The sequence below is a fragment of the Alistipes montrealensis genome, from assembly GCF_018362775.1.
GTDB lineage: Bacteria > Bacteroidota > Bacteroidia > Bacteroidales > Rikenellaceae > Alistipes > Alistipes montrealensis.
In genome coordinates, this window is the sequence record NZ_JAGYXY010000001.1 from 659,705 (window position 1) to 672,253 (window position 12,549).

General features: G+C 57.5%; 12 protein-coding genes and 1 pseudogene. 4 read left to right on the forward strand and 9 right to left on the reverse strand.

Features of this window, described 5'->3' with window-relative positions; all coding sequences use genetic code 11:
- Positions 1-45: 45 nt before the first annotated feature.
- The 7 genes and pseudogenes from ahcY to rsfS all read right to left on the reverse strand — a co-directional run bounded on the left by ahcY (position 46) and on the right by rsfS (position 6,978).
- Complete coding sequence (gene ahcY, locus KG007_RS02595) at positions 46-1,455, reverse strand: adenosylhomocysteinase (protein ID WP_249413235.1); 1,410 nt, start codon at positions 1,453-1,455, stop codon at positions 46-48.
- A gap of 78 nt (positions 1,456-1,533) precedes the next feature.
- Positions 1,534-1,827 (reverse strand): annotated as a pseudogene (locus KG007_RS13925) (riboflavin kinase); the annotation flags it as partial.
- Positions 1,827-2,933, reverse strand: coding sequence for an AI-2E family transporter (locus tag KG007_RS02600; RefSeq protein WP_195458444.1), 1,107 nt, complete (start codon positions 2,931-2,933; stop codon positions 1,827-1,829). The pseudogene KG007_RS13925 and the gene KG007_RS02600, both read right to left, overlap by 1 nt.
- Before the next feature lie 4 nt (positions 2,934-2,937).
- Positions 2,938-3,621 (reverse strand): phosphatidylserine decarboxylase family protein, encoded by a 684-nt coding sequence (locus tag KG007_RS02605; protein ID WP_195458445.1) that lies wholly within the window; start codon positions 3,619-3,621, stop codon positions 2,938-2,940.
- A gap of 19 nt (positions 3,622-3,640) precedes the next feature.
- Entirely contained in the window at positions 3,641-4,477 is an 837-nt protein-coding gene (locus KG007_RS02610; RefSeq protein WP_195458446.1) for a phosphatidate cytidylyltransferase, read from the reverse strand.
- A gap of 45 nt (positions 4,478-4,522) precedes the next feature.
- Positions 4,523-6,619 (reverse strand): ATP-dependent zinc metalloprotease FtsH, encoded by a 2,097-nt coding sequence (ftsH, locus tag KG007_RS02615; protein WP_195458447.1) that lies wholly within the window; start codon positions 6,617-6,619, stop codon positions 4,523-4,525.
- An 8-nt stretch (positions 6,620-6,627) separates the two neighbouring features.
- Positions 6,628-6,978, reverse strand: coding sequence for a ribosome silencing factor (gene rsfS / locus KG007_RS02620; RefSeq protein ID WP_195458448.1), 351 nt, complete (start codon positions 6,976-6,978; stop codon positions 6,628-6,630).
- A gap of 190 nt (positions 6,979-7,168) precedes the next feature.
- Here rsfS and KG007_RS02625 point away from each other — a divergent pair, with 190 nt between their 5' ends.
- Positions 7,169-7,732, forward strand: coding sequence for a hypothetical protein (locus KG007_RS02625; protein ID WP_249413224.1), 564 nt, complete (start codon positions 7,169-7,171; stop codon positions 7,730-7,732).
- Between the two features lie 59 nt (positions 7,733-7,791).
- Here KG007_RS02625 and KG007_RS02630 read toward each other — a convergent pair whose 3' ends face one another.
- Positions 7,792-8,691 (reverse strand): hydrogen peroxide-inducible genes activator, encoded by a 900-nt coding sequence (locus tag KG007_RS02630; RefSeq protein ID WP_213347254.1) that lies wholly within the window; start codon positions 8,689-8,691, stop codon positions 7,792-7,794.
- Positions 8,692-8,982: 291 nt separating this feature from the next.
- Between KG007_RS02630 and trpS the strand changes: the two genes are divergently transcribed.
- The 3 genes from trpS to KG007_RS02645 are packed head-to-tail and all read left to right on the forward strand — an operon-like array spanning position 8,983 to position 12,231.
- On the forward strand, positions 8,983-10,107 hold the full coding sequence (trpS, locus tag KG007_RS02635; RefSeq protein WP_195458466.1) for a tryptophan--tRNA ligase: 1,125 nt from the start codon (positions 8,983-8,985) through the stop codon (positions 10,105-10,107).
- Positions 10,108-10,110: 3 nt separating this feature from the next.
- Positions 10,111-11,892 (forward strand): chloride channel protein, encoded by a 1,782-nt coding sequence (locus KG007_RS02640; protein ID WP_213347255.1) that lies wholly within the window; start codon positions 10,111-10,113, stop codon positions 11,890-11,892.
- Positions 11,893-12,231 carry a PAS domain-containing protein gene (locus KG007_RS02645; protein ID WP_195458468.1) on the forward strand — a complete coding sequence of 113 codons (339 nt, stop codon included), beginning with the start codon at positions 11,893-11,895 and terminating at the stop codon, positions 12,229-12,231.
- Positions 12,232-12,261: 30 nt separating this feature from the next.
- On the opposite strand, the gene KG007_RS02650 is transcribed toward KG007_RS02645, so the two are convergent.
- Entirely contained in the window at positions 12,262-12,546 is a 285-nt protein-coding gene (locus KG007_RS02650; protein WP_213347256.1) for a YciI family protein, read from the reverse strand.
- Positions 12,547-12,549: the final 3 nt, after the last annotated feature.

Below are 12,549 nucleotides of genomic sequence, written 5' to 3' on the forward strand. Positions count from 1 at the left end.
TTTTGGTCGATCCAAAACCGGGGTGATTCGTTATCGGGGCAGGAATTAATAGCGGTAATGCTCCGCTTTATAGGGACCGTCCTCGGGAACGCCGATGTAGTCGGCCTGGTGCTTCGTCAGGCGGGTCAGTTCGACGCCGAGGTTATCCAGGTGCAGGCGTGCAACCTCCTCGTCGAGGTGTTTCGGCAGGCGGTAAACGCCCACTTCGAGGTTCTTCTGCCACAACTCCATCTGCGCGAGGCACTGGTTGGTAAAGGAGTTCGACATCACGAACGAAGGGTGTCCCGTGGCACAGCCGAGGTTTACCAGGCGGCCTTCGGCCAGGATAAAGATCGAATGGCCGTCGGGGAAGGTGAATTTATCGACCTGCGGCTTGATATTCAGTTTCACGGCTCCGGATTTTTCGAGGCGTGCCATCTGGATTTCGTTGTCGAAATGGCCGATGTTGCAGACGATGGCCTGGTCGCGCATTTTTTCCATGTGCTCCAGCGTGATGATGTCGCAGTTACCGGTACAGGTAACGTAGATATTACCCTCGGCCAGTGCGCTTTCGACGGTCTTCACCTCGAAGCCTTCCATCGCGGCCTGCAGGGCGCAGATGGGGTCGATCTCCGTGACGATCACACGCGCACCGTAAGAGCGCATCGAGTGGGCGCAGCCTTTACCTACGTCGCCGTAGCCGCAGACCACGACCACCTTGCCGGCGATCATCACGTCCGTAGCGCGTTTGATACCGTCGGCCAGCGATTCGCGGCAGCCGTAGAGGTTGTCGAACTTCGACTTGGTACACGAGTCGTTGACGTTGATGGCCGGAACGAGCAGTTCGCCGGCCTCCTGCATCTGGTAGAGGCGGTGTACGCCCGTGGTGGTCTCCTCGCTCACACCCTTCCATTCGGCGACCGTACGATGCCACCGCTGCGAATCCTCGGCCAGAATCCGCTTCAGCGTATCGAGGATGACTTCTTCCTCATACGAAGAAGGCGCGTAGTCGAGCGTCGAGGCGTCGTTCTCGGCCTTATAGCCTTTGTGGATCAGCAGCGTGGCGTCACCGCCGTCGTCGACGATCAACTGCGGGCCTTTGCCGCCGGGGAACGAGAGGGCCATGGCGGTACACCACCAGTATTCGGGCAGCGTCTCGCCCTTCCAGGCGAAGACCGGAACGCCTGCGGCGGCGATTGCAGCCGCGGCATGGTCCTGCGTCGAGAAAATGTTGCACGAGCACCAGCGCACGTCGGCGCCCAGTTCCACGAGGGTTTCGATCAGCACGGCCGTCTGGATAGTCATGTGCAGCGAACCCATCACGCGTACGCCCTTGAGCGGTTTTTCGGGACCGTATTTGCGGCGCACAGCCATCAGGCCCGGCATTTCGTGCTCGGAAATTTCGATCTCCTTGCGTCCCCACTCGGCCAGCGACATGTCGGCAACTTTGTAGGGCATGGTCAAATCCAAATACATAGTATTCCAGTTTAATTTCAAAATATATTCCTTATCCTTTTCGATCTGTGCGCGTAGCTCCTCCACGGTGGCGAACTTGCGTTCGTCGCGGATTTTTTCGAGCAGTTCGACGCGCAGCAGGCGGCCGTACAACTCGCCGCTAAAGCCGAAAATATGCGTCTCGAGCCTCCGTTCGACACCTCCGACCGAAGGATTGCGCCCCAGATTCGACATGGCGTCGTAGGTTTTGCCGTCGACCTCCGCACGCGAACGGTAGACCCCGTCCGCAGCAGCTATGTCTGCCGGAACAGCCAGGTTGGCCGTCGGAAAACCCAACTCACGTCCGAGTCGGCGTCCGTGTTTCACAACGCCTTCGATCACCGTCCGTTCCATCAGATTTTTTCAGTCAGTTTACGCACCAGCCGGAACTGCGAGAAGAACTCCTTAGCGAAGACGCGCAGCACCGTATAGGAGGGTATCGCCAGCAGCATGCCCAGGATTCCGGCCAGCGAGCCGGCAATAAGAATCACCAGGAAGATTTCGAGCGGATGCGCCTTCACGCGCTCGGAATAGAGCGTCGGCTGAAGGATAAAATCGTCCATTCCCTTGAGGATCAGCAGCGACCCGGCGATCACAAAGGCCGTATGGCCCACGGACATGCCTTCGATCGGCGTAACGATCCCCACGAAAACCGAAACCACGCCCCCGATCAGCGGTCCGGCATAGGGCACGACATTCATCACACCCATGACCAGGCCGATGAACGCCGCGTCGGCGGCCTTCATCCCGAAGGCCATCATCACCAGCGTTGCGGCGATCGTAAGCAGAAGGCTTTCCGAGAGGATGCCCGTAAAGTAACGTGCCAACAGGAGCGTCACCGAATCAAGCGCACGGGTGATATTGTCGTGGTAATGTTCCGGAAAAATCGACGTGACCATCGCATAGAACAGCCCGTCCTCCTTAAGGAAAAAGAAAGTAATGAACGAGATGGAGAAAATGGCGATCACCGACGAAAGCACAAGGTTGATGACCGACGAGAAAATCAGGTTGAGCGAATTGATGTCGATGATCTGCTTGAGGGCCGAGGTCAACTCGTCGGAGAGCGAGAATGTACTCTCGGGCAACGAGAAGAGCGTTTGCAGGTCGTGCTGCATCCGGGCAATGGGTTCGCCGATGCTACCTACGACTGCGGCGAAGTCGACATGGGCAAACTGGTTTATCTTGTTGAAAACCAGCGGCACGAACAACGAACACAGGGTAGCGATTACGCCCCAGATCACCACGAGCGTCACCAGGGCCGCAAGCCAGCGGGGAACCTGCCATCCCTTGATATGCAGTCCCGAAAGAAACTTCACCAACGGGCTGCCCATGACGGCCAGCACGGCCGAAATGAGGATGTAGACAACGATCGACGAAAAATACCAGACCAAAAACAGCACGGCCGCAGCAATCGCCGCACCCGCGATGAATCTCAGGAAGGTCTGGGGAGTCGCCTTCATGCCGTTACTCGGTTTCGAGGTTCTTATGCAGGCGGGCGATCGGGGTTTGTGAACCCACGACGGGATCGCCGATCTCTACCAACAGTTCGCTGTCCTTCGGCACGAGCACATCGACGCGCGAGCCGAACTTGATAAATCCGCAGACGCTGTTCTGCTCGACCGTCTCACCCACCTTCATATAGGAGATGATGCGGCGCGCAATCAGTCCCGCGATCTGGCGGAAGAGCACCTTCTGCCCCGCAGGCATGGCGACTACGGTAGTCGTACGTTCGTTTTCGGTCGACGACTTGGGATGCCAGGCCACGAGGAAACGCCCCGGATGGTATTTGAAATATTCGACCGTACCGCCCACGGGAACCCAGTTCATGTGGACATTGGTAACGGACATAAAAATCGAGATTTGCAGCATTTCCTGCTTGAGGTACTCGTTTTCGACGACAACCTCGGTAACGACTACGCGACCGTCGCAGGGGGAGAAAACCAAATCGGCATCGTGGATACGGACCCGGCGGGGTTCGCGGAAGAAGGCTACGATGAAGAACCAGAACAACAACAGCACAAGGGTACTGAACCACAGCAGCGAAACATTCGCATCGTGGACCAGCAGGTGGTAAAACAGCCACCAGAGAAGCACGCAGACAGCGCCCGAAATGCCGATGATTTTGTATCCTTCCTTATTAATTCTCATAACAAAATTGAGTTTGCAGTTACATCACAAAAAGCATATACACAAAGACGAACGGCGCCGAAAGCAGCATGGCATCGAAGCGGTCGAGCACCCCGCCATGGCCGGGAATCAGCGTTCCCGAATCCTTGACGCCGGCAGCGCGTTTGAACATCGACTCCACCAGATCGCCCAGCACGCCGGTGACGGCCGCGACGAGCGCCAGTCCGGCCCACACCCAGTAGTTGCCATCCTGTACATAAGCAGCAACGAGTCCCATCGCCACGGCCCCGATGATCCCGCCGAAGAACCCTTCCCACGATTTCTTGGGCGAGAGACGTTCGCAGAGGCGGTGTTTACCGATGGACATGCCCACCAGGTAGGCGAAAACATCGTTGGCCCAGATAATGAAGACATAGAAAAGCATCACCCAGGGACTCCACGTTTCGCTGCCGATGATCGGGATGTAGCACATCAGCGAAAAAGGCAGCGCCACATAGACGACGCCCATAAAAGTTATGCCGATATTGGCGGCGGGATTTTCACGCCGGCGGTAGAGTTCGCAGATAAACATCGCGGGCAGCAGCAACAGCAGGAAAGCCATCCCGCAGGCAAAAGCCTGCCGGGCGCTGCCGAGAATCTCGATGTCATCCGAAACGAATGCAAAGTTCAGTGCAAAAAGAACGAGTCCCGCAACCAGTCCGACGACCCGCTGGGGTTTGTTGCCCTGCTCTTCGGCCAGCGAATAGAACTCCGTCATGCCGACGGCCAGCAACGCCGCCAGCAGCAGGCCGAAACTCCATTGCGACCATGCGATAGCCCCCAGCATCACCACGGCGAGGATAGCCCCGCTCATCGTGCGCACCCAGAGGTTCTTCATTTTTTCACTCATCAGTTTTTAAGGGTGTAGTGGGTTTCAGACGGGTTATTTGGGTTCGGGAGCGGCGACGGACGGTGCTACGGGAGCCGGCTGGGTCGCAGCGGCATCGGCCTTGGCCGGTTCTCCGGCGACAGCCGCGGCCTGCTTTCCGGCCTTCGGCTCCTCTTCGGCCGACTGGCCTCCCCCGGCCTTGGCTTTCGCCTCGGCTTCCCGGCGTTCACGTTCGATATCTTTCTTGCGCTTGCCGAAAATGCGCTCCACATCCTCGGTGAAGACCACCTCGCGGGACAACAGCAGTTCGGCCAGTTCTTTCAGGCCGTCAGCATGCTCACGGAGCACCTTCTCGGCCATCTTATAGGCCTTCTCGATCACCTGTTTGGCCTCGGCGTCGATCTGCTGGGCCGTCTGTTCCGAATAAGGTTTCGTGAAGGTCATGTCGCTCTGGCCCGTGGAGTCGTAGTAAGACAGCGTACCCACGTTTTCACTCATGCCGTAGTAAGCTACCATGGCATAAGCCTGCTTGGTGACGCGCTCCAGGTCGTTGAGAGCCCCGGTCGAAATTTCGCCGAAGGTCAGTTGTTCCGAGACGCGGCCGCCCAGCGTCGCGGCCAGTTCGTCCATCATCTGCTCGCGCGTGGTGATTTGACGCTCTTCGGGCAGATACCATGCTGCGCCGAGCGCTTTGCCGCGCGGGATAATCGTCACCTTGATTAGCGGACTGGCATTTTCCAGAATCCAGCTTACCGTGGCGTGGCCCGCCTCGTGGAAAGCGATCACGCGCTTCTCCTCGTCGGTGATGATCTTATTCTTGCGCTCCAAGCCACCCACGATACGGTCGATGGCAGCGAGGAAATCCTCTTTCGAGATGAATTTCTTGTTGTGGCGGGCGGCGATCAGCGCGGCCTCGTTGCAGACATTGGCGATGTCGGCGCCCGAGAAGCCCGGGGTCTGGCGCGCCAGGAACGAACGGTCGAGCTGCGGATCGAGCTTCAGCGGACGCAGGTGGACGTTGAAAATCTCCTCGCGCTCCTTCACGTCGGGAAGTCCCACCTCGATCTGGCGGTCGAAACGCCCGGCGCGCATCAGCGCCTTGTCGAGGATGTCGGCGCGGTTCGTAGCCGCGAGCACGATGACACCCGTATTGGTCTGGAAGCCGTCCATCTCGGTAAGAAGCTGGTTCAGCGTATTTTCACGTTCGTCGTTGCCCGAGAATCCGGCGTTCTTGCCGCGGGCGCGGCCGATGGCATCGATCTCGTCGATGAAGACGATGCACGGAGCCTTCTGCTTGGCCTGTTCGAAAAGGTCCCGCACACGCGAAGCGCCCACGCCGACGAACATTTCGACGAAATCGGAACCCGAAATCGAAAGGAACGGCACGTTGGCCTCCCCTGCGACAGCCTTGGCCAGCAGGGTTTTACCCGTTCCCGGAGGGCCTACGAGCAGCGCGCCCTTGGGAATCTTGGCGCCCAGTTCCTTGTATTTGTCAGCCTTCTTGAGGAAATCGACGATCTCCATGATCTCGACCTTCGCTTCCTCCAGACCCGCTACGTCCTTGAACGTCACGCGCTTGGAGTTGTCCTTATCGAAGACCTGCGCTTTGGCTTTGCCGACGTTCATAATGCCTCCTCCGCCGCCGGCTCCCGCGCCGCGCGACATCGAGCGCATGACGAAAAACCAGGCGCCGATGATTACGACCCACGGCAACAGGTTGATAAGCAGCGAAGTCCAATCGTTGGCCTTGTTTTCATAAATCACCGGGACAACCTGCCCCGACTGCTCCTCGGCGGCTTTGAGGTCCTCGCGGAACGAGTCCACCGAACCGATGGTGAAAATCAGTTGCGCTCCCGACTCGGGAAGGCGTTTAAAACGCTTGTCCACCGAGTCGTTGCGGTACTTGTCGCCGGCCTCTTTCTTGAGGAATACCTGAGCCTGGTCGCGGTTTACAACCTGGATTTTCTCCACGTCGCCCTTCTCCACCATCTCCTGCACGGTAGCCCAGTCACTGGGCAGCGGCGTGTCGTTGACATCGCCGAAAACATACCAGCCGATGATGAAAGCGGCAATCAGGCCGTAAATCCACAACATCGAGGGCCGCGGCATGTTCATATTCATTTTATTGTTGTTCTTGCTTTTCTGTGCCATAATTCGGATTACTCTTCGTATTCATACTTCACCAACGGCGCATCGGCCCACAGCTCTTCGAGCTTGTAGAAGCCGCGCAACTCGGTCTGGAAGATGTGAACGACCACGTCCACATAGTCCATGGCGATCCATACGCCGTTCTGCTGGCCTTCGATGCGCCAGACCTTTTCGCCCAGCGTTTCGAGTACCTTCTCTTCGATTCCGGAGGCGATGGCGCACACCTGTGTCGTGGAGTCGGCGTTGCAGACCACGAAATGCGAACAGATTGCCCCGTCGAATCCCGAGAGGTCCAACGATACAATATTCTTACCTTTTTTATCTTCAATCGCGCTGACGATCGTTTCGATCAGTTTATTCATAAATGTTCAATAGATATCTATAACCTTACAAAGGTATGAAAAGAGAATGAGATTTGAAAATAACCGATTAAAAATCGCGCCGCACAAGCCATATTGTTTCGGGATTATTCCGATTATTCGTTCCCTGCGGCCCCGATTTAGTTTTTTTCACTACATTTGAACACTCACAAACTCACTCCAATGCAAATTTATGAAAAGAATCTTCATGCTCTGCCTGGCCGGCGCACTCGCCCTGGCCGCCACATCCTGTAAGGACGACAACGAAACCGTCACCATGCAGACGATCACCGTCAACGGTCTGATCAACGAGGTCAAAAGCGCCTTCTACAGAGAAAATCCGGCCGAACACGGGGACGAGGCCTCGTTCACTCTCATCCTGCTCAAGGATGCATTTTCACAAATTCCGGAAGACCAACCCTCTTTCTTCGTCGGAATCGAGCTGTCGGAATCGCTTTACGGCAAGACCATCGACCTGACCAAACCCGTCGTAAAGAGCGGAACGCTCGAACCCTACCTCGACATCATAGCAACAATCGACGGTTCGTCGTTCGAAATCGACAACTCCGAAGGATCGATCGACATCTCCGTCGAAGGGAAAGACACACCGTTCACCATTACATCGGGAACCCTGAAGGCGACCAAAAACGGCGGAGAGTTTTCCGTCAAACTCTCCGTAAACCTCTCCAACGGCAGTTCGGCCTCGGCCGACTGGACGGGAAAGGCGACGAAAATGAAAACGAATAACCCCGAATAAAACCAAACGCGCCCGGCAGGAAGCTGCCGGGCGCATTCGTTATTGATGGAAGCGAGGGGCTATGCCTTCGCACCCGGAACATTGGCCAGGATGGTCTCGGTCAGGGCCCGGATAATCGAGTTCTTGACATACGTGCGGCGCACGGCAACGGCGATCTTGCGCGAAGTGGCTCCCTTCGAAAGGGTTTTCAGGCGGTCGCGGCGGTCGGCGGGGATGTATTCGACAGCCATTTCGGGGATGATCGTCAGACACGACGTACAGTCGACGATGCGCATCAGCGTATCCAGCGACCCCGATTCGAACGAATAGTGCGACGGCATCGAGCGCCGGGCCTGGCACAGTTCGATGATCTGGTCGCGCATGCAGTTGCCGGGGCTCAGGATCACCAGGTCTTTCAGGTCGATCTCCTCGATGCGGATATTCTGCCGCTCGTAAAGCGGATTTTCGGGCGACACGTACGCATAGAACCGGTCGTTGAAAAGTTCCTGTTCGAGGATGCCCTCGCCGCAGGTTCCGCTGGCGACCAGCGCCGCGTCGATGCGGTCGCGCTTGAGCGCCTCGACAATGTCCGAAGTGATCATCTCGGATATTTCCAGTTCGACCTTCGGGTAGTCGTGCACGAAAGCCGGAATGAATTTATGCAGCAGGTAGGGTGCAATGGTCGGGATGACGCCCAGCCGCAGCTTGCCGGCAGTTTCGCCCTTGAGTTCCGCAACGGCCTCGCGGATGTAGTTGTAGGCCTTGATCGTCTCGCGGGCCTGCTCCAGCACGACCTCGCCCGCTTCGGTGGGAATAACAGGCTTTTTCGAGCGGTCGAGAAGCACCACGCCCAACTCCTCTTCGAGAGCCTTAACCTGCATGCTCAAAGACGGTTGTGTCACAAAACAATGTTCGGCGGCAAGCGAAAAACTGCCACAGTTGGCTACGGCCAGCAAATATTCAAGTTGGATAATCGTCATAACAGGCGTCTATTTCAGCAAGCGAAGATATAAAAAAAATCTATACTCGACAACTTTTTTAGGCTCCCCGCATGGTTTTTCGTATGTTTGCGGGAAATAAGTCCGCCGCAGAGACGGGCGGCATTGCGGTAGCATCAAATAATTTGCCGCTTCCCCGGGTTTGCATTATCTTTGCCTCGGAAATGGACACCCGGCTCAGATAGGCTGCGGCCCGGCAAAACTCAAACTGCGTTTGGTTCTGCCCTCGCCTTGCACTATCTTTGTCAGCAAAATAAACGTTTAAAAATAAATATGGCAAAAATCATCCTTACCGGCGACCGTCCTACGGGCCGGCTCCATCTGGGCCACTTCGTAGGTTCGCTTCGCCGCCGCGTCGAGTTGCAGAACTCGGGCGAGTTCGAAAAGATATTCATCATGATCGCCGATGCGCAGGCACTCACCGACAACGCCGACAACCCGGAAAAGGTGCGTCAGAACATTATCGAAGTGGCGCTGGACTACCTTTCGGTAGGCCTCGATCCCGCGAAATCGACGCTCTTCATCCAGTCGCAGGTCGCCGAACTGTGCGAACTGGCGTTCTATTACATGAACCTCGTCACCGTGCAGCGGCTCCAGCGCAACCCGACCGTAAAGGCCGAGATCACGCTCCGCGGATTTGCCGAAGGCGCCGCCGAGGGCGACACGACCCAGCGCCAGGGTATTCCCGTGGGATTCTTCACCTACCCCATCAGCCAGGCGTCGGACATCACGGCTTTCAAGGCCACGACCGTGCCTGTCGGCGAAGACCAGGAGCCGATGATCGAGCAGACACGCGAAATCGTCCATAAATTCAACGCCGTATACGGCGAAACGCTCGTCGAGCCGGAAATTCTGCTGCCCGACAATGCGGCCTGCATGCGCCTGCCGGGAACCGACGGTAAAGCCAAGATGTCGAAATCGCTGAACAACTGCATCTACCTTTCGGACACGGCCGACGAGGTCAAGAAAAAGGTGATGGGCATGTATACCGATCCCGACCACCTGCGCGTGGAGGACCCGGGCAAGGTCGAGGGCAACACGGTATTCACCTACCTCGACGCTTTCAGCCGTCCCGAACATTTTTCCCGGTATTTGCCCGAATATCCCTCTTTGGATGAACTGAAGGCGCACTACCGCCGCGGCGGACTGGGCGATGTCAAGGTGAAACGCCTGCTGATCGCCATCCTCAACGAAGTGCTCGACCCGATCCGCGAACGCCGCCACTATTACGAGGCGCGCATCGGCGAGGTGTACGAGATTCTCCGTGAAGGCTCGGAAAAAGCCCGCGCTGCGGCAGCCGAAACCCTCGCAGACGTTCGTGCCGCCATGAAGATCAACTATTTCGACGACAAAGAACTGATCGCCGGGCAAGCCGAGCATTTCGCCCAAAACCAATAGCACATGTCCTTCCGCACCGACCGCATCTACCTCGAATTCCTCCGGCTGACCCGGAGGCTGTCGAACAGCCAGATCATGATGCTTCTGGCCGTGGTGGTCGGTGTGCTCGCAGGGCTGGGCACTTACCTGTTCGAGATATTGCTGCACGGCATCAAGAGCGGACTGATACGCTGGTTCCCGGTGGACAGCGCCCATGTCCTCTTTCTGATCTACCCCGCCATCGGCATCATCCTGGCGACGCTGTTTGTCAAATATATCGTTCGAGACAACATCTCCGAAGGCGTGACACGCGTCCTGTACGCCATGTCGAGCCGCAACTCGCGCATCGCCCGCCACAACTGCTGGACTTCGATCGTAGGCGGTGCGACGACCATCGGATTCGGCGGATCGGTGGGTCCCGAGGCCCCGATCGTGCTCACGGGTGCGGCTATCGGCTCGAACATCGGACGACTGGCGCGCCTCAACTACAAGCACACGACGCTGCTGCTCTGCTGCGGCGCGGGAGCCGCTCTGGCGGCGATCTTCAAAGCCCCGATCACGGGCGTGGTCTTCGTGCTGGAGATCCTGATGCTGGACATCACCGCCGGGTCGGTCATCCCGCTGCTGATCGCCTCGATCACCGCGACGACGATGGCCTTCATGCTGCGCGGCTTCGACCCGATACTGGCCATCACGCTGGCTCCGGCCGACGCGTTCGAACTGTGGCAGATACCGCTGTTCATCCTGCTGGGCGGGCTGAGCGGATTGATGTCGTGGTATTTCACGTCGATGAATTCGCGCGTGGGAAACTTCTTCAAGGGCATCGACAAGCAGTACAAAAAATGGCTCTGGGGCGGCGCGATCCTCGGTATCCTGATCTTCGTCTTCCCGCCGCTCTACGGCGAAGGTTACGAGGGATTCACCTCCCTGATGCACGGCAACGCGCAGGAGCTGTTCAACAACTCGCTCTTCTACCGCTTCCGCGAAATCGACTGGGTCGTCATCCTCTTCGTCATCGCCACGATGTTTTTCAAGGTCATCGCCATGGCTTCGACCAATGCCGCGGGCGGCGTGGGCGGAACATTCGCCCCGTCGCTGTTCGTCGGAGCCTTCACGGGCGCTTCGCTGGCGCTGGTCTGCAACACGCTGTTCGGATGGGAGGTGTCGATCGTTTCGTTTACGCTGGTCGGCATGGCAGGCGTCATGTCGGGAGTCATGAAAGCCCCGCTGACCTCGATCTTCCTCATCGCCGAGCTCTCGAACGGCTACGGACTGTTCATCCCGCTGATGATTACGGCCTGCATCTCGTTCGCCGTGGGCTACTACCTCGACCCCGATTCGATCTACACCAAGCAACTGCGCCTGAACGGCGAACTGCTGACCCACGACAAAGACCAGTCGGTATTCGTCTTCCTGAAACTCGACGAACTGATGGAGACCGACTTCCTGCGCATCAAGGAGAACATGACCCTGGGCGACATCGTGCACATCATCTCGACGGCGCGCCGCAACATCTTCCCCGTGATCGACAACTTCGGCCGCCTGATCGGCGTGGTACAGTTGGACGACCTGCGCGAGGACATGTTCAAGCACGAGAAATACGGACACCCGATCTCGGATTACATGATTCCGCCCCCGGACCGGATCATGGAGCACGAAGCGATCCTGAGCGTCATGGAGAAATTCGAGGACAAAAGAGCCTGGATGCTGCCCGTCGTGGACAAGCAGGGCCGCTACCTGGGATTCATCTCCAAATCGCGCATCCTGAACGCTTACCGCGAACAACTGGTAAAAATACAGCAATAAATGAAAAGCTCCTTTCCCTGGGCCGAAGAGGTCGACTGCGCCGTCACGGTGTGCGACACCGAGGGCGTGATCCTCTACATGAACGAAAAGGCGCGCGCGACCTACGCCAAACACGGCGATTTGATCGGCAGCAACCTGTTCGGCTGTCACGGAGAACGCTCGGGCGAAATCATCCGCCGGCTGCTCGCGACGAACGGCACGAACGCCTATACGATCGAGAAGCAGGGCGTCCGCAAGATGATTTACCAGACAGCATGGAAGGAGGGCGGAGAAGTCCGCGGGCTGGTGGAAATCTCGATGGAGATACCGGCCGAAATGCCGCACTACATACGGAAATGAAAAAGGAGGTCTGGGGACCTCCTTTTTGTTTTAGAGAAAAGCCTCGAACCCGGGCAGGTGCTTCGTGGGCGAGAATTCGACGACCTCGTAGTCGGCGACGCCGTGGATGCGGAACGGATCTTCACACGTCAGGGCCTCGACGGCTGCGCGGTCCGCGGCACGGCAGAGGATGACGCCTCCCGTGCGGGGATTCTGCGGCCCCGAGCAGAGGAACACCCCTTCAGCATAATGCCGGTCAAGGTATTCACGATGCGCCGCGAGGTATCTCTCCACTTCGGCAAGCGGTTTCTTATAGGAAAGCAGGATAACAAACATTAC

What these genes read in the sequence shown, in the direction of transcription:
- KG007_RS02645 (WP_195458468.1), top strand. Translation starts at nt 11,893, where the DNA reads ATGAAAAGCTCCTTTCCCTGGGCCGAAGAGGTCGACTGCGCCGTCACG.
- trpS (WP_195458466.1), top strand. Translation starts at nt 8,983, where the DNA reads ATGGCAAAAATCATCCTTACCGGCGACCGTCCTACGGGCCGGCTCCAT.
- ahcY (WP_249413235.1), bottom strand. Translation starts at nt 1,455, where the DNA reads ATGTATTTGGATTTGACCATGCCCTACAAAGTTGCCGACATGTCGCTG.
- rsfS (WP_195458448.1), bottom strand. Translation starts at nt 6,978, where the DNA reads ATGAATAAACTGATCGAAACGATCGTCAGCGCGATTGAAGATAAAAAA.
- ftsH (WP_195458447.1), bottom strand. Translation starts at nt 6,619, where the DNA reads ATGGCACAGAAAAGCAAGAACAACAATAAAATGAATATGAACATGCCG.
- KG007_RS02630 (WP_213347254.1), bottom strand. Translation starts at nt 8,691, where the DNA reads ATGACGATTATCCAACTTGAATATTTGCTGGCCGTAGCCAACTGTGGC.
- KG007_RS02605 (WP_195458445.1), bottom strand. Translation starts at nt 3,621, where the DNA reads ATGAGAATTAATAAGGAAGGATACAAAATCATCGGCATTTCGGGCGCT.
- KG007_RS02610 (WP_195458446.1), bottom strand. Translation starts at nt 4,477, where the DNA reads ATGAAGAACCTCTGGGTGCGCACGATGAGCGGGGCTATCCTCGCCGTG.
- KG007_RS02600 (WP_195458444.1), bottom strand. Translation starts at nt 2,933, where the DNA reads ATGAAGGCGACTCCCCAGACCTTCCTGAGATTCATCGCGGGTGCGGCG.
- KG007_RS02625 (WP_249413224.1), top strand. Translation starts at nt 7,169, where the DNA reads ATGAAAAGAATCTTCATGCTCTGCCTGGCCGGCGCACTCGCCCTGGCC.
- KG007_RS02640 (WP_213347255.1), top strand. Translation starts at nt 10,111, where the DNA reads ATGTCCTTCCGCACCGACCGCATCTACCTCGAATTCCTCCGGCTGACC.
- KG007_RS02650 (WP_213347256.1), bottom strand. Translation starts at nt 12,546, where the DNA reads ATGTTTGTTATCCTGCTTTCCTATAAGAAACCGCTTGCCGAAGTGGAG.